The 15218-nt window shown below is 63.2% G+C and carries 14 protein-coding genes; 6 read left to right on the forward strand and 8 right to left on the reverse strand.

Annotated features, from left to right (window positions below; translation table 11 throughout):
• Positions 1-60: 60 nt before the first annotated feature.
• The 4 genes from ACO06F_RS02715 to ACO06F_RS02730 are packed head-to-tail and all read right to left on the reverse strand — an operon-like array spanning position 61 to position 3557.
• The gene (locus tag ACO06F_RS02715) at positions 61-765 is read right to left on the reverse strand and encodes a hypothetical protein (RefSeq protein WP_421695164.1); all 705 of its coding nucleotides are present in this window, start codon (positions 763-765) and stop codon (positions 61-63) included.
• Complete coding sequence (locus tag ACO06F_RS02720) at positions 762-1907, reverse strand: AI-2E family transporter (protein ID WP_421695165.1); 1146 nt, start codon at positions 1905-1907, stop codon at positions 762-764. The genes ACO06F_RS02715 and ACO06F_RS02720 overlap by 4 nt, the downstream gene beginning before the upstream one ends.
• Complete coding sequence (locus ACO06F_RS02725; protein ID WP_421695166.1) at positions 1904-2461, reverse strand: CDP-alcohol phosphatidyltransferase family protein; 558 nt, start codon at positions 2459-2461, stop codon at positions 1904-1906. Before ACO06F_RS02725 ends, ACO06F_RS02720 begins: the two co-directional genes overlap by 4 nt.
• A 13-nt stretch (positions 2462-2474) precedes the next feature.
• The gene (locus tag ACO06F_RS02730) at positions 2475-3557 is read right to left on the reverse strand and encodes a DUF2066 domain-containing protein (protein ID WP_421696606.1); all 1083 of its coding nucleotides are present in this window, start codon (positions 3555-3557) and stop codon (positions 2475-2477) included.
• A gap of 165 nt (positions 3558-3722) precedes the next feature.
• Here ACO06F_RS02730 and purM point away from each other — a divergent pair, with 165 nt between their 5' ends.
• The 3 genes from purM to ACO06F_RS02745 are packed head-to-tail and all read left to right on the forward strand — an operon-like array spanning position 3723 to position 6339.
• Complete coding sequence (gene purM, locus ACO06F_RS02735) at positions 3723-4808, forward strand: phosphoribosylformylglycinamidine cyclo-ligase (RefSeq protein WP_421695167.1); 1086 nt, start codon at positions 3723-3725, stop codon at positions 4806-4808.
• Positions 4805-5398 (forward strand): phosphoribosylglycinamide formyltransferase, encoded by a 594-nt coding sequence (purN, locus tag ACO06F_RS02740; RefSeq protein ID WP_421695168.1) that lies wholly within the window; start codon positions 4805-4807, stop codon positions 5396-5398. The genes purM and purN overlap by 4 nt, the downstream gene beginning before the upstream one ends.
• A complete protein-coding gene (locus ACO06F_RS02745) occupies positions 5395-6339 on the forward strand; it encodes a nucleoside hydrolase (protein WP_421695169.1) in 945 nt (314 codons plus the stop codon). The genes purN and ACO06F_RS02745 overlap by 4 nt, the downstream gene beginning before the upstream one ends.
• A gap of 89 nt (positions 6340-6428) precedes the next feature.
• Here ACO06F_RS02745 and ACO06F_RS02750 read toward each other — a convergent pair whose 3' ends face one another.
• Together ACO06F_RS02750 and ACO06F_RS02755 are read right to left on the reverse strand one after the other, a co-directional pair.
• On the reverse strand, positions 6429-6551 hold the full coding sequence (locus ACO06F_RS02750; protein ID WP_421695170.1) for a hypothetical protein: 123 nt from the start codon (positions 6549-6551) through the stop codon (positions 6429-6431).
• Between the two features lie 115 nt (positions 6552-6666).
• Positions 6667-8757 (reverse strand): molybdopterin-containing oxidoreductase family protein, encoded by a 2091-nt coding sequence (locus tag ACO06F_RS02755; protein ID WP_421695171.1) that lies wholly within the window; start codon positions 8755-8757, stop codon positions 6667-6669.
• Positions 8758-8792: 35 nt separating this feature from the next.
• On the opposite strand from ACO06F_RS02755, the gene ACO06F_RS02760 reads away from it, so the two are divergent.
• The 3 genes from ACO06F_RS02760 (at position 8793) to ACO06F_RS02770 (ending at position 13005) form a co-directional block, all read left to right on the forward strand.
• Positions 8793-9530 (forward strand): TrmH family RNA methyltransferase, encoded by a 738-nt coding sequence (locus ACO06F_RS02760; protein ID WP_421695172.1) that lies wholly within the window; start codon positions 8793-8795, stop codon positions 9528-9530.
• 132 nt (positions 9531-9662) lie between these two features.
• The gene (locus ACO06F_RS02765; protein ID WP_421695173.1) at positions 9663-12086 is read left to right on the forward strand and encodes an FAD-dependent oxidoreductase; all 2424 of its coding nucleotides are present in this window, start codon (positions 9663-9665) and stop codon (positions 12084-12086) included.
• A 22-nt stretch (positions 12087-12108) separates the two neighbouring features.
• Positions 12109-13005 (forward strand): DMT family transporter, encoded by an 897-nt coding sequence (locus ACO06F_RS02770; protein ID WP_421695174.1) that lies wholly within the window; start codon positions 12109-12111, stop codon positions 13003-13005.
• 122 nt (positions 13006-13127) lie between these two features.
• Here ACO06F_RS02770 and surE read toward each other — a convergent pair whose 3' ends face one another.
• On the reverse strand, positions 13128-13889 hold the full coding sequence (gene surE / locus ACO06F_RS02775) for a 5'/3'-nucleotidase SurE (protein ID WP_421695175.1): 762 nt from the start codon (positions 13887-13889) through the stop codon (positions 13128-13130).
• A gap of 7 nt (positions 13890-13896) precedes the next feature.
• Complete coding sequence (gene serS, locus ACO06F_RS02780; RefSeq protein ID WP_421695176.1) at positions 13897-15177, reverse strand: serine--tRNA ligase; 1281 nt, start codon at positions 15175-15177, stop codon at positions 13897-13899.
• Between the last annotated feature and the right edge of the window lie 41 nt (positions 15178-15218).

Genomic DNA, 15218 nt, shown 5'->3' on the forward strand with positions numbered 1-15218 from the left:
GTTCGGGAGCCACTATAACAGCGGTGTGACGGTTCAGTGAACGGGTTGATGTCCCACGCGTCAACTCTCCTCGGGAAAAAGCCCCGGCTCAGTCATTTGCTGCAGAACACGGGCGGCCAGTCCGCGGGTCACCGCTGCCCTTTCGGCCAGCGCCAGCCGGTCGAGCTCCGCCACCAGGTTGCGGGCCGCCTCGAGCGAGCGCGGCATGCGGAGCATGAGGTAGGAGAGCACCTGCTCCTCGACAACCAGTTGCCTGTCCGCAAAGAGCTTCACCAGCACGCCGCGCAGCAGCGCGTCATCCGGCGGGTCGAGCCGCGCGACCGCCAGGGCCTTGAGCCTTGAGGCCAGGTCGGGGAGTGCCACCGGCCATTGGGCCGGATCGGTTTCGCTGGCAAACAGCACATGGCCTCCGGTCTGCCGCGTGAGATTCAGGAGGTGGAAAAGCGCCCGCTCATCGAGCGCGGCGCCGGGTGCTGCGTCAATCGCGAGTGCACCTCCCGCCAGCACATCTTCGGGCGGCTCCTGCCCGATGTCCGCCGCCTGGATCAGCGGTGCGCCCGCCGCCTGGCGCCACACTTCCAGCAGGTGGGATTTGCCACTGCCTGCGGCCCCCACCAGAACCGCGCCATAATGCGGCCAGTCAGGGTACCGGTCGATCATGGAAACGGCACCGGCGTTGGACGGGGTCACGAGGAAATCATCGCGGCCCAGGGCCGTGCGCAGCGGCAGGTCAAGCACGAGCTGGCGGCCCGGCCGCTCCGTCATGCCTGCTGCCGCCCGGTGAGCCGCGGCATTTCGGGCTCCGCCTCCTCGATGATCGAAACCGGAACCGGAGAAGGCTCAGGGTCATCCGCCCCCAGATACAACCTGCTCGCCAGATATTGCTTGAGGATGAAGCGCGAGAGAACGCCCGCCGCCGCCGCCAGGGGCACGGCCAGCAGCAGCCCTACGAAGCCGAAGGCATAGCCAAACGCAAACAGCGCGAACATCAGCCACACCGGGTGAATGCCAATGCTCTTGCCCACGAGCTTGGGCGAAAGGAAATTTCCTTCCAGGAACTGCCCGACGGCAAAAATCGCGACGATGAGCGAGATCGACCAGTAATCCGGCCAGAACTGCACCAGCGCCACGCCGATGGCCAGCACGCCCCCGATCATCGCTCCGGCATAGGGAATGAAGGTCAGCGCCCCGGCCAGAAAGCCGATCGCCATGCCGAAGTTGAGGCCCGAGAAGGAAAGCGCGGCCGCATAGAACACGCCGAGCGCCAGGCACACCGTGCCCTGCCCGCGGATGAAGCCCGCCATGGCCGTGTTGATGTCCCGCCCGAGGGACCGCACCGTCTCCACATGCTCGCGCGGCACCCAGCTGTCGATGGTGGCGATCATGTCGTCCCAGTCGATCAGCATGTAGAAGGCCACGATCGGCGTCACCACCAGAAGCGAGACCAGGTTGACGAGGGCCAGACCGCCGGAAAGCACTGTCTTCAGCACGCTGACGATCCAGTCCGCCGCGCTGCCGGCAAATTGCTTGACCGTGCCCTGAATGTCAGCCCCGCTGCGCGCCACGGCATCCTTCATCCACTGCGGTGCCCAGCTGTTGAGCCGCTCGGACAGAGACTGGATGAGGCCCGGAAGCTCGCCTGCGAATTTGCCCACCTGCTGCGTCAGCATCGGCGCCAGCACGACGAGGGCCGCCACCAGCAGCAGGATCGACACCACCACGATGAGCAGCGCCGCCGCCAGGCGCGAGAGACCCAGGCGCTGCAGCCTGTCGGCCACGGGATCCAGGAAATAGGCCAGCACCAGCCCGGCAATGAAGGGCAGCAGAATAGGGCTCAACAGCCACAGCGCGAGGATCAGCACCGCGAAATAGACGGTCCAGATCAGGATCTGCCTTTGCAGTGTCACGGCGTGCTGTCCTCATTCGGCTGCTCCGCCATGTGGCGTAGCCAGGCCATGAGATAGGCGGCCCCGGACATGACCGTCAACAGGGCAACGGGAATGGAGCCATATTCGACAACAGCCGAGACATTCCGGCCTGCCCCCGCAAGCCCAAGCACGGCCACCACGAACAGGATCTGGGCCACCGTGTTGACCTTGCTCACCATCAGCGGCACCACGCGCACCGGATGGTCCATCAGCCGCGACAGCAGCACCGCCCCGATGATCAACGCATCACGCGAGACCACGAGGATCACGAGCCAGGCGGGAATGACCTTGAGCAGCCCCAGCGTCACGAACACCGACACCAGCAGCGCCTTGTCCGCCAGAGCGTCGAGATAGGCGCCGAGCCTCGAGCGCCAGTCGAAGCGGCGCGCCAGATAGCCGTCGATCCCGTCAGACGCGCCGGCAATGATGAAGGTGAGAAAGGCCGGAGCATAGGCTTCCGAAATCAGCAGCCACACGGTGACCGGCACCAGCAGCAGCCGGACGAGGGAAATCAGATTGGGAATGTTCCGCATGGCGCCCTGCCCATCACATGGGCTGGATAATCCAGCCAGACCCCGTTTGCGTGAGGTTCAGTCCCACACGCTGCATGTTGCCCTGCAAATCCTCCAGCGAATGGGTGTAAACCAGCCGGATCACAGCACCCTCGGTGGACAGTGTCGACAAATCGACCGTCGTCACATTTGGCGTCGTCAGGATGCGGGATCGGATGGCATTCCACTCGGTGGGCGAGTTGAAGGGAACCGTCACCGCCAGCGATTGCGGCGTGTTGGCGCTCCGGGCCGCGTCTTCGGCCACCTTGGCCGCCTGGGCCTGATAGGCCTTGAAGATGGCCTTCTGGAAGGCAAGCACCGCGGTTGCCTCCGCCGTCTCGGTGGTGCCCGGTTCGGCCTGGTAAATCTTGTTGATCGTCACGCTGCCGAGCTTCGTGTCGCCTTCAATGAAGACGTGTAGCCCGCCATCGGGTGCGGGCTCCGCCTGCGCCACCAGAATGCTCGGCGCGTCATAGCGCTTGCGGATGGTATCGAGCTTCACGGCGTCGGCCCTGGCCGCGTCCTCCGCATTGAGGGTTTCGCTGTCCTCGAGGTCTCCAAGCGGCACGATGATCGGAACGATCCCCTGTTCGCCCTTGAGATTGATCCAGGCCTGCCGCCACGGATTGTCCTCCCACAGTTTCAGCCCGTCGGGTGCGCGGTAAAGGGGGATCACCAGCACCGGGTCTGCCTGTTTCGAAGGCACGCGGATTCCATAGGCGGTGAAGAACTTCTGCATCTTGTCGGGCAGGAAGCGCACCGTGAAGGTGCCGATGTAGCGGCCGGGTGCGGAGGTTTCCTTCTCGATCGAGAGCGAGCGGAGATAGGGGGCAATGTCCTCGGGCGTCAGCTTCTCGCGCAGCTGGATTGCAAGTTCGGGCGAGCCCAGCTTCTCGACAAGGTCGAAGAAGGCCTTCACCTGCACATCCATCAGCGCCTGGTTCTTGGCTGTTGTGGCGTCCGTGCTGGTCACGTCCACGTCCACGCCCTGCACCGCAAAGACGCTGGTCTCCACCGGTCCGCCGGCGAAGGCGGGGCCGCAGGCGGCCAGAACCCCCAGAAACCCGGCCAGGACCATCGCCACGGCGCGGCCCCTCAACTTGCTAAAACAGTTCAATATGCCGGTCCCAAGCTTTCCAAACGCCACTCCGGTTCCGCCATCCGCACTTTATTCGCAAAGCGCTTCGGGGTAAGGACGCCCGGACGAGCACCTCCCACCAGAGAATTGGGGCAAACTAGCGGCATGAGCAAAGCGAAACAAGCAGCAGGAAAAAGCGTGAGCTACGCTGATGCCGGTGTGAACATCTCCGCCGGCAACGCCCTGGTGGAGGCGATCAAGCCCCTCGCGAAATCGACCCGGCGCAAGGGCGCTGATTCGGCACTGGGCGGCTTCGGCGGCCTGTTCGACCTCAAGGCCTGCGGTTTCAAGGACCCCGTGCTGGTGGCCGCCAATGACGGCGTGGGAACGAAGCTCCGGATTGCTATTGAAACGGGTCGCCACCATGGCGTGGGCATCGATCTCGTTGCCATGTCGGTGAACGATCTCGTGGTTCAGGGCGCGGAGCCCTTGTTCTTTCTCGATTATTACGCCACCGGAAAGCTTGACGTAAAAGCCGCGGCCGAAGTGATCGCCGGCATTGCAGATGGCTGCAAACAGGCCGGCTGCGCGCTGATCGGTGGCGAAACCGCCGAAATGCCCGGCATGTATCACGGGCCGGACTATGATGTCGCAGGCTTTGCCGTCGGCGCCGCCGAGCGCAAGCAGCTTCTCCCGCGCAAAGATGTGAAGGCGGGGGACGTGATTCTGGGCCTCGCCTCCTCCGGCCCCCACTCCAACGGTTATTCCCTGGTGCGGAAGCTCGTGGAGCTGAGCGGACAATCCTATTCCGCCAGGGCTCCCTTCGACAGGTCGAAGAAATTGGCGGACGCCCTCCTCACCCCCACCCGAATCTATGTGAAGCCGGTGCTGAAGGCCATCCGCCAGACGGGCGCCATCAAGGCGCTGGCTCACATCACCGGCGGCGGCTTCATTGAGAACATTCCCCGCGTCTTGCCGAAGGAAACCGTGGCGGAGATCGACCTCGATCAGGTGCCCTTCACGCCCGTCTTCAAATGGCTGCAGGATGTAGGGGCCGTCACCGAGCGTGAAATGCTGCGCACCTTCAACTGCGGCATTGGCATGATCGTGGTGGTGGCCGCCAAGGATGCAAAGACGGTGGCCTCGTCCTTCAAGCGGTCAGGCGAAACCGTCGTCACGCTCGGCACCATCCGCAAGCGCAGGGGCGCTGAGGAACAGGTGGCGCTCACGGGCTCCCTCTCGGTGGCATGAGGAAGCTCAAGACCGCCATCCTGATCTCGGGCCGGGGCTCCAACATGATGGCGCTGGTTGACGCGGCGCGCGATCCTGCCTTTCGGGCGGAGATTGTCTGCGTGGTCTCCAACCGTGCGGATGCGAAGGGCCTGGCCTTTGCAACAGAGAATGGCATCGCCACTGAGGTGATCGATCACAAGGGCTTTCCCACGCGTGAAGCATTTGAGACGGCATTGGATTCCTATCTCCGCTCATGCGGCATTGAGATCATCGCCCTCGCCGGTTTCATGCGCGTGCTGACAGCGGGCTTCATCGCCCGATGGGAGGGGCGCATGTTGAACATTCACCCCTCTCTTCTCCCCGCCTATAAGGGCCTTCACACCCATGAGCGCGCCCTGGCCGATGGCGCCACGCGTCATGGCTGCACGGTCCATCTGGTCACCCCTGAACTGGACGGCGGCCCCATCCTTCTGCAGGCGCAAGTTCCCGTGCTGGCGGAGGACACTGCAGACACGCTCAGCGCGCGCGTGCTGGAACAGGAACACAAGCTCTACCCGCAGGCACTTGCCCTGCTCGCCGCCCGCCTTTCGAAAGAGGACACGCCATGACCAAGCCGCTGCCCATCATCATCGATACCGATCCCGGCCAGGACGACGCCGTGGCCATCCTGTTGGCGCTGGCGTCACCTGAATTCGAGGTTCTGGGCATCACGGCGGTGGCCGGAAACGTGCCGCTGTCCCTGACCGAGAAGAACGCCCGCAAGATCTGTGAGCTGGCCGGACGGTCTGACATCAAGGTCTATTCCGGCGCCATCCGCCCCATGCTTCGCCCCCTCGTCACCGCTGAGGAAGTGCATGGCAAGACCGGCCTTGACGGCCCCGTGCTGCCGGACCCGCAAATGCCGCTCCAGAGCCAGCACGCGGTGGATTTCGTCGTCGAGACGCTGATGTCTCACCCTGCGGGTACCGTCACCCTCTGCACGCTGGGCCCGCTCACCAATGTAGCACTTGCCCTGGTGCGGGAGCCGCGCATTGCGGGCCGGGTGAAGCAGATCGTCGCCATGGGTGGCGGCTATTTCGAGCAGGGCAATGTCACGCCCGCGGCCGAATTCAACATCTATGTGGACCCCCATGCCGCGCGCCTGGTGTTCGACAGCGGCATCCCCATCACCCTCGTGCCGCTGGACTGCACCCACCAGGCCTTGACGACGGCGAAGCGCGTTGAAGCCTTCCGCAGCATGCCAAACAATTCGGGCCCCGCCACAGCGGCAATGCTCGATTTCTTCGAGCGCTTCGATGAAAACAAATATGGGACGGACGGCGGACCCTTGCATGACCCCTGCGTGATCGCATGGCTGCTGAAGCCGGAGCTGTTCTCCGGCCGCCTCGTCAACGTCGCGGTCGAATGCGAGTCGGAGCTCACCATGGGCGCTACGGTCGTCGACTGGTGGCACGTCACCAAGCGCCCCCGCAATGCCACGGTCTTACGATCAGTCGATGCGGACGGTTTCTTCAAGCTGCTGGCAGAGCGGATCGCCAGGCTGCCCTGACCCCGGCTTGCCTTTTGGCGATCATTTCGAGATTTATAAACAAGACACCCGGCTCACGGCCGGGTGTGACACATGGGAGACCAGTCTCTTCAGGCCACAGACAGCACAAACTCAGATACGGCCCGCAAGGGCGCGGGAACGGCGGAAGCTGCGGTTGCGGCCGTTGCGGCGGCCAGGAGCACGGCCATCACGATCATTGCTTTGCGGGACATTTGAAAAATCGTTTCTCGGAATCGTTGTTGTGCACTCAATGCCGCCCGATGATGGGAGTTTGAAGGCGGGTTTGTGGCTACAACGTGAACGGGCGGAACTTGGTTCCCTTGAGCCTCAGGCCGCCCTGATCCACACCCGGTTGTCATGAAATGCCCCGCCGCCATTGGGTGCGGGCTGGTCTGCCCCGGTGAGCGTGTTGATGCCCTGCCCATCCTCGAAGGCGTCATTCGGCCAGATCGATTCGGCAATCAGCACCCCGCGGCGCTGGCCTTCATGTGCCTTGGCGTGAAGCGTCACTTCGCCCCGGGCGCTGCCGAGCTTCACCTTCTGGCCTTCGGCCAGGCCCAGCTCCGCCAGGTCCGCCGGGTGGACGAAGACAGTGGGCCGCCCCTCGCGCTTGCGGGAGGATGGCGTTTCATTGAACGTCGAGTTGAGGAAGGTGCGCGCGGGGCTGGTTGCCAGCCTGTAGGGATATTCCGCCGTCGCCTCCTCAATCACATCGCAATGGTCGGGGAAGCTCGGAAGCTCCTGCACCGGTCCCACGGGCGTTTCCGTGCTGCGGAAGCGCACCTTCCGCCAGTCGGCCCGGAAGTGGAATTTCCCGTCCGCATGGCCGAAACCCTTGAGGAAATGCGCGCGCTCGAAGGGCGGCATGACGTCGACCCAGCTTTCCGCATCGAAGGTCTCGAGGCCGGGGCGCTTGGAGTGCACAAGCGTCCAGTCAATCAGCTCGCGCGGGCTCATGGCGAAGCCGGGGTGCTCGGCCCCCACGCGGGCCGCCAGATCGCAGATCACCTCATGGTTGCTGCGGCACTCGCCCGGCGCCTCGACCAGCTTCCGCCCATAGAGCAGGTGTGAGTGGCCGCCACCCTGGTAGATGTCATCATGCTCCAGGAACATGGTAGCCGGCAGCACGATGTCGGCGAATTTTGCGGTCTCCGTCATAAACTGCTCATGGACGCAGGTGAAGAGATCCTCCCGCGCCAGCCCCTGTTTCACCTTGTTCTGGTCGGGCGCTACGGATGCTGGGTTGGTGCTCTGCACGAACAACGCCTTTACCGGCGGGCCACCCTGCAAATCATAGGGATCGTTCAGTAGCACCGCGCCGATGCGGCTCTGATCGAGAATGCGGATGCCGGGTTTGCGGACATCGAGACCCTCGATCATGGTCTTGTTCATGCCATACATGCCGCTGTTTGAATGGAGGGCACCTCCCCCTTCATGCTTCCACGCGCCGGTCACCGCCGGAATGCACGTCACTGCATGCATGTTCGGCGCACCATTGCGCGAGCGGGTGAAGCCATAGCCGATGCGGAAGAATGTCCGCTTGGTCTCTCCGATGAGCCGCGCGAAGGCCTCGATCTCCGCTGCGGGAACGTCGCAAATCTTCGACGCCCAATCTGGTGTTCTCGTTTCGAGATGCTTGGCGAATTCGTGTGGCGCATCCGTATACGCCTCGAGATAGTCCCAGTCCGCAAACCCGTCCCGGAACAGCACATGCATCACCGCGCAGGCAAGTGCGCCATCGGTTCCGGGTCTGATCAGCAGCTTGATATCCGCCTGCTTCATGGTGCCGGTATCGTAGATGTCGACGCAGGCGATCTTGGCGCCGCGCTCCTTCCGCGCCTTCATGGCGTGGGTCATCACGTTGACCTGGGTGTTGACCGGATTCCCGCCCCAGATCACGATAAGGTCAGACTGCTGCATCTCGCGCGGGTCGACGCCGGTGACGCTGCCCGTCCCCGCCAGGTACCCAGACCAGGACAAGGCCACGCAGAACGTATCCCCAAGGTTCGAATAGCCCTTGGCATGGCGCAGCCGATTGATGCCGTCGCGCATCACATAGCCCATGGTGCCGGCATAGAAATAGGGCCACACGGACGTGGGCCCATGCTCGGCCTCGGCCTTGAGCATCGCCTCGGCCGTCTCGGCCATCGCGTCTTCCCAGCTGATGCGGGTGAATTCGCCGGAGCCCTTAGGGCCCTTGCGCTTCAGCGGGTAAAGCAGCCGGTCCGGGTGGTGAATGCGTTCGGAATAGCGGCTGACCTTTTCGCATATGACGCCCAGCGTATAGGAATTGTCCCTGGCCCCGCGCACCCGGCCGATGGTGCGCTCGTCCAGCACCTCCACCTCAAGGGCGCAGGCGGAGGGGCAGTCATGCGGGCAGACCGAAAGCCCGGTCTTGATATTGGGCAGGATGTTCATGGCAACTCTCTGTCGGCCAGGCTAGAAGGCGCATTATGCTCACCATCACCTCTCCGCACAATCCCACACTCAAGCTCATCCGGTCGCTGGCCGAAAAGCGCAACCGGCAGGAGACCGGCCTGTTCATTGCCGAGGGCAGCCAGGTGCTTGCGCGCGCCAGGCTTCAGGGCTGGGAGCCGGTCTATCTGCTCACCAGTGGCCACAGTGAGCCATGGGGCGAAGCCGCGCTGATGAAGGTGGATGAGAAAATGATGGGCTCGGTCAGCGCCCAGAAGAACCCGCCCCGGGAAATTGGCGTGTTCCGCCAGCGCTGGGCGCCGGCCGTCGAGCCAGACGGCGTTTGGGTGGCGCTCGAGGACATGCGCGACCCCGGCAATCTCGGCACCATCATCCGCACCGCGGATGCAGCGGGAGCTGCGGGCGTCATCCTGGCTGGTCAGTCCTGTGACCCCTTCTCGTCCGATTGCGTGCGCGCCACCATGGGCTCGATCTTCGCCATGCCGCTCGTCAAGGTGGAGCAGAAGCCGTTTCTGGATTTGCTCCGCGAATGGCCGGGAGAGAGCGTCGGCACCCATCTGAAAGCAACCGAAAGCTACCGCCGCAGCTACCGCAAACCCGCCATCCTCGTTATGGGAAGCGAAGGCCGCGGCCTGTCGGAGGAGGCTTCTGCCGCCTGCTCCACCCTCGTGCGCATTCCGATGAATGGTGGAGCCGAGTCGCTCAATGTGGCGATCGCAACTGGCCTCGTGCTGTTTGAGGCGCAGGGGTTGTGATGAGCCCTGCTCACCACCCCGCGCCAGATTTCGCCTTGAAATCAATCGTGGACGGTTGAAGAGGGTTACCCTGGCCCTTGAGCCGCGGCGGCCGTCCGGTCTATTCTGCAGCAGACCTGTTCGGAGATTGAAATGAAGTCGCATGCGCGTGTGGTGATTGTTGGCGGTGGCGTGATGGGCGTGGGCCTCTTGTACCATCTGGCGCTCGAAGGCTGGACCGACATCGTTCTCATCGAAAAGGGTGAGCTCACCTCCGGCTCCACCTGGCATGCCGCCGGGCAGTGCCCGCATTTCAACGGCTCCCTCAACATGACCAAGGTGCATGTCTATGGCACCGAGCTTTACCCGCAGCTCGAAAAGCTCACCGGCCAGGCCGTGTCCTGGCATGGCTGCGGGGGCTTGAGGCTTGCCACCACGGACGAGGAGCTGAACTGGCTCAAATATGTCTACGGCATCTCGCGCCTGGCCGGATATGAATGCGAGATCATCGGGCCCTCGGAGATCAAGCAATACCACCCCTATCTCGAAACCTTTGGCATCAAGGCTGCCTTCCGCACCGTGAATGACGGGCATGTGGCACCGGCTGACATCACCAACGCCATGGCTGCCGGCGCCCGCCAGTTGGGTGCCGAAATCTACCGCCGCACCCGCGTGACGGACATCAAGCATCTGCCCAATGGCGAGTGGCGCGTCTTCACCGAGAATGGCAACATCGACTGCGAGCATGTGGTGAATGCCGCCGGTTCCTATTGCGATGTCGTGGGTTCCTGGACCGGCCACAATGTGCCCATTGCCAACATGCTGCACCACTATGTGATCACCGAGCCCTTAAAGGAACTCGCGGACCTCAAGATGGAACTGCCCGTGGTACGCGACCCCTACTCCCACGCCTACCTGCGTGAGGAAACCAATGGCGTTCTGGTAGGTCCTTACGAAACCGCCACGGCCCATCTCTGCTGGGATGGCCAACCGCCGCGCTGGGATTATGAGAGCGAGCTGGAAGCACCCGAGCTGGACCGCATCATGCCGTGGCTCGAAAAGGCCACCGAGCGCCTGCCGCTGTTCGGGCAGACGGGTGTGAAATCCATTATCTCCGGCGCCATCACCCATACGCCGGACGGCGTCTATCTCTCAGGCCCGGCGCATGGCCCCAAGAACTACTGGATGCATTGCGGCGCCTCGATCGGCATCTGCCAGGGCGGTGGTGCGGGCAAATATCTGGCGCAGTGGATGGTGCATGGCCAGGCCGAGATCAACATGCGCGAGTTCGACCCGCGCCGCTTCGGCAACTGGGCCACGAAGGACTACACGGCAGAGGTCTCCGTCGCCGATTATCACCACATGTATTACTGCTATAAGCCCGCCGAGCAGCATGAGGTGGGGCGTGGCCTGCGCAAGTCATCGCTCTATGACACGTTGAAAGCGGAAGGCGCGCAGTTCGCGCAGATCTTCGGATGGGAGCGGCCGCGCTGGTATGACAAGACGGGCCAAGGGGAAGCCTACTCCTTCCGCCGCTCCAACTGGTGGCCGGCCGTGCGCGAGGAGGCCCTCGCCGTACGCGAGCGCGTGGGGCTGATGGACCTCTCGACCTTTTCCAAATTCGAGGTGACGGGGCCTGATGCCTACAGCTTCTTGGAGCGGATCTGCGCCAACAAGATCCCCACCAAGGATGGCGGCATCATCCTTGGCCATCTGCTGAACGCCAACGGCTTCATCGAATCCGAAATCACCGTCACCCGTCTGGCAACCGATCACTTCTATGTGCTCTCCGCGGCTGTGGCTGAACTCCACGATCTTGACCAGCTGAGCTGGCGCAAGCATGACGATGAGAAGGTGACCATCACCGATGTGACCGATGATTTCGGCGTTCTGGTTCTCGCCGGTCCCTTGTCCCGCGAGGTGCTGAGCCAGTGCACCAGCACCGATCTCTCCAACGCCTCCTTCCGCTGGCTGACGGGAAAGACTGCAACAGTTGCAGGTGTTGAAGGCGTGCGGCTTCTGCGCGTCAATTACGTCGGTGAGCTCGGCTGGGAGTTGCATGTACCCATGGCGGAGATGCCGAAGGTCTATGCTGCCTTGATGGCCGCGGGTCAGCCCCATGGCATCCGCCTCTTCGGCACCTATGCCATGAATTCGCTCCGCATGGAGAAGGGCTATCGCGGCTGGGGCTCGGAATTGACGACCGAGATCGACATGATCGAAGCCTCGATGGAGCGCTTCCTCCGGCTCGACAAGGAGGATTTCATCGGCAAGGCCCCCACACTGTCGAACAAGCAGCGCGGGCCCCGCATGAAACTCGTCTATCTCGAGGTCGACAACACGGATTCGGACTGCGTGGGCAATGAGCCCGTCTATGTGGGAGATAAGGTGGTCGGCGTCACCACCTCCGGCGGCTTTGGCCACAAGACGGGCAAGTCCCTGGCCTTCGCCTATGTGCCGCCTGAGATGACAGCTCCCGGCACGGCATTTGACGTAATGGTCTTCACCGAACGCCGCGCCGCCCGCATTATCCCCGAGTCGATCTGGGACCCGTCAAACGAGCGGCTGAAGGCATAAGCACGGCCATGCACGGTTTCGAATGATGAGCGCCAGCCGCCCGCTGGTGGGTATCGGCCTCATGCTCGCCGCCATGGCCGTGCTGCCCTTCCTGGATGTGATCGCGAAATATCTGGGGCGGCAGGGCCTGCCGGTGCTGGAAATCGTGTGGGCACGGCTGTTCTTCGGCGCCCTTGTCACCATGCCCTTTGCAGTGAAGGCGCGAGGCCTCAAGGGCCTCGTCCCCAACATGCCGGTGATGCATGTGATCCGCGCCTCCTTCATGATCGCGGCCACCGGCTCCTTCTTCGCCGCGCTGCATTACCTTTCGATTGCCGATACGCTCGCCATCTTCTTCATCCAGCCGTTGATCGTCACCCTGCTCTCACCGCTGGTGCTGGGCGAAACCGTAGGCATCAGGCGCTGGGTTGCCGTCATGATTGGCTTTATCGGTACACTGATCATCATCCGCCCCGGCTTTCAGGAACTGAACCCCGGCGTCTTCCTGGCGCTGGGTGCGGGCGCTAGCCTGGCGATCTATCTGTTGCTCACCCGCCGCATCTCGGGCTCGGCACCGGCCGTCGTCACCACCTTCTACACGAGCCTCTGCGGCGCCATCATCATGAGCGACATCGTGCTGTTCCTGTGGGAGGCCCCCACCCCCTCGCAATGGGCATTCTTTGTGTTGCTCGCCCTCATCGCCAATGGCGGCCACTATCTGATCATCAAGGCCTATGACCACGCCGAAGCCTCGCTCCTGGCCCCGCTCGCCTATACTGAAATGATCATGGCGACGGTGGCCGGCTGGTATTTCTTCGGTGATTTTCCGGATATCTGGACCTTCGCCGGCGTCGCCATCCTCATCGCCTGCGCCATCTACATCTCCTGGCGCGAGCACGTCACCCATGTCGACCCGATCCGGGATTTCGAGCAGCCTTAGAATTCAACTCGCCGTAATTTCCACTGTCCGTCATGCCAGCGCAGGCTGGCATCCCGCTCTGCGTCAGCATGCGTTGCAAAGAAAGCTGGATTCCGGCCTTCGCCGGAATGACGGCGCAGCAATTACCCCTCGTCCAGCACCGCCCTTACCGCATCCATCGCCTCAAGCTGGGTCAGGTTCATGTGCAGCGGCGTCACCGAGATACGGCGGTTGAACACCGCCCAGAGATCGGTGCCCACCGGCGGGTTGCCACGCTCGCGCTTGAAGCCCAGCCAGAAATAGCTGTTGCCGCGCATGTCGGTGCGCTCATCGACGTGGAGCAAGTTCACGTCGCGCTTGCCCTGGCGCGTTACTTCCACGCCCTGCACGTCATCCGGCCGGCAATCGGGGAAATTCACGTTGATCAGCATGCCGGGGCCGAAGCTCATCTTCACCAGCTTGGCGACAATCGGTGCGCCATGCTGCTCGGCCACCTCATAGGAGAAGCCGTTGCCGTGAATGCCCGTCACCTGGCTGAGTGCGATCGACTTGAAGCCGAGCTGGGTTCCCTCCATCGCCGCGGCGATGGTGCCAGAGTAAGTGACGTCATCGGCAATGTTCTGGCCGCGGTTCACGCCTGAGAGCACCAGGTCCGGGTCCCCCGGCAGAATCTTCCGCGCCGCCATCACCACACAATCCGTGGGGGTCCCCGCCACTTCGAAGCGCTTGTCGCCGAGCTTCCGGTAGCGGATGGGGTCCGCGAGCGACAGCGAATGGCCCGCACCTGAATTCTCCTCCGCCGGGGCCACCACCCACACATCGTCAGACAGGCTGCGCGCGATGCGCTCCAGCGTTTCAAGCCCCGGCGCGTGAATGCCGTCGTCGTTCGTCACCAGAATGCGCATGTTGCGTTCAACCTCTCACGATCTTGTCAGCACCGCCCATATAGGGTCTCAGAACCTCCGGGATCGTGACCGATCCATCGGCGTTCTGATAGTTCTCGAGAATGGCCACCATGGTGCGGCCAACGGCAAGGCCTGAGCCATTGAGCGTGTGCACATAACGCGTGCCCTTGCCGTCCTGCGGCTTGAAGCGCGCTTCCATGCGCCGCGCCTGGAAATCTCCGCACACGGAGCAAGAAGAGATTTCGCGGAACGCGTTCTGGCCCGGAAGCCACACTTCGAGGTCATATGTCATGCGGCTGCCGAAGCCCATGTCGCCCGTGCACAGCCGCATCACGCGATAGGCGAGGCCGAGCTTCTGGAGCACGCTTTCCGCACAACCCGTCATGCGCTCCAGCTCTTCGCGGGATTGCTCGGGCGTGGTGATGGAGACGAGCTCCACCTTGGAGAATTGATGCTGGCGGATGATGCCGCGCGTGTCCCGCCCCGCGGAGCCCGCCTCGGCCCGGAAACACGGCGTATACGCGGTGAGGCGCAGCGGCAGGTCCTTCTCTTCCAGGATCGACTCGCGCACCAGATTGGTGAGCGAGACTTCCGCCGTGGGTATGAGCCAGCGGCCATCCGTGGTCCTGAACAGGTCCTCGGTGAATTTCGGCAACTGGCCGGTGCCGAACATCGCCGCATCATTCACCATGTAGGGCACGTAATGCTCGGTATAGCCATTGGTGCCGGTCTGGTGGTCCAGCATGAACTGGGCGAGCGCGCGCTCAAGCCTGGCCAGCTGCCCCTTCATCACCACGAAGCGCGCGCCGGAGATTTTGGCGGCGGCTTCGAAATCCATAAGGCCCAGCCATTCGCCGATGTCGAAGTGCTGGCGCGGCTCGTAATTGAACGGAGGTGCGGCACCCCAGCGGCGGACTTCGATGTTGCCGGTCTCATCCGCGCCATCGGGCACGTCCTCCAGCGGAAGATTGGGGATGACGGCAAGCGCCGCGCTCAGCCGCTGGTCGATGTCGCGCTCCACCTGCTCGCCCGAGGCGATGAAATCCTTGATCGAACCCATCTCGGCCTTCAGCGCCTCGGCGCGCGCCTTGTCTCCGGTGCGCATCGCCTCGCCGATTTCCTTTGAAGCCGCGTTGCGCCTGGCCTGCGCATCCTGCAGCTTCTGCACATGCTCGCGCCGCTCGGAATCGATCTTCAGAAGCTCTGCCGCCATGGGGGCGAGCCCGCGGCGGGCGAGGCTCAGGTCGAATGCTGCGGGGTTTTCGCGGATGGCCTTGATGTCGTGCATGGTCTTCAATTCCCTGTTCGGCGCCCTCCTATAGGACGCCG

Source organism: Aestuariivirga sp. (assembly GCF_965227715.1).
Taxonomy (GTDB): domain Bacteria; phylum Pseudomonadota; class Alphaproteobacteria; order Rhizobiales; family Aestuariivirgaceae; genus Aestuariivirga.

Bases quoted from the DNA above. Each gene is read 5' to 3' on its own strand.
- ACO06F_RS02755 (WP_421695171.1), bottom strand. From the start codon at position 8,757: ATGAACATCCTGCCCAATATCAAGACCGGGCTTTCGGTCTGCCCGCAT.
- ACO06F_RS02750 (WP_421695170.1), bottom strand. From the start codon at position 6,551: ATGTCCCGCAAAGCAATGATCGTGATGGCCGTGCTCCTGGCCGCCGCA.
- purM (WP_421695167.1), top strand. From the start codon at position 3,723: ATGAGCAAAGCGAAACAAGCAGCAGGAAAAAGCGTGAGCTACGCTGAT.
- ACO06F_RS02745 (WP_421695169.1), top strand. From the start codon at position 5,395: ATGACCAAGCCGCTGCCCATCATCATCGATACCGATCCCGGCCAGGAC.
- ACO06F_RS02715 (WP_421695164.1), bottom strand. From the start codon at position 765: ATGACGGAGCGGCCGGGCCGCCAGCTCGTGCTTGACCTGCCGCTGCGC.
- ACO06F_RS02730 (WP_421696606.1), bottom strand. From the start codon at position 3,557: ATGGTCCTGGCCGGGTTTCTGGGGGTTCTGGCCGCCTGCGGCCCCGCC.
- purN (WP_421695168.1), top strand. From the start codon at position 4,805: ATGAGGAAGCTCAAGACCGCCATCCTGATCTCGGGCCGGGGCTCCAAC.
- ACO06F_RS02770 (WP_421695174.1), top strand. From the start codon at position 12,109: ATGATGAGCGCCAGCCGCCCGCTGGTGGGTATCGGCCTCATGCTCGCC.
- surE (WP_421695175.1), bottom strand. From the start codon at position 13,889: ATGCGCATTCTGGTGACGAACGACGACGGCATTCACGCGCCGGGGCTT.
- serS (WP_421695176.1), bottom strand. From the start codon at position 15,177: ATGCACGACATCAAGGCCATCCGCGAAAACCCCGCAGCATTCGACCTG.
- ACO06F_RS02760 (WP_421695172.1), top strand. From the start codon at position 8,793: ATGCTCACCATCACCTCTCCGCACAATCCCACACTCAAGCTCATCCGG.
- ACO06F_RS02765 (WP_421695173.1), top strand. From the start codon at position 9,663: ATGAAGTCGCATGCGCGTGTGGTGATTGTTGGCGGTGGCGTGATGGGC.
- ACO06F_RS02725 (WP_421695166.1), bottom strand. From the start codon at position 2,461: ATGCGGAACATTCCCAATCTGATTTCCCTCGTCCGGCTGCTGCTGGTG.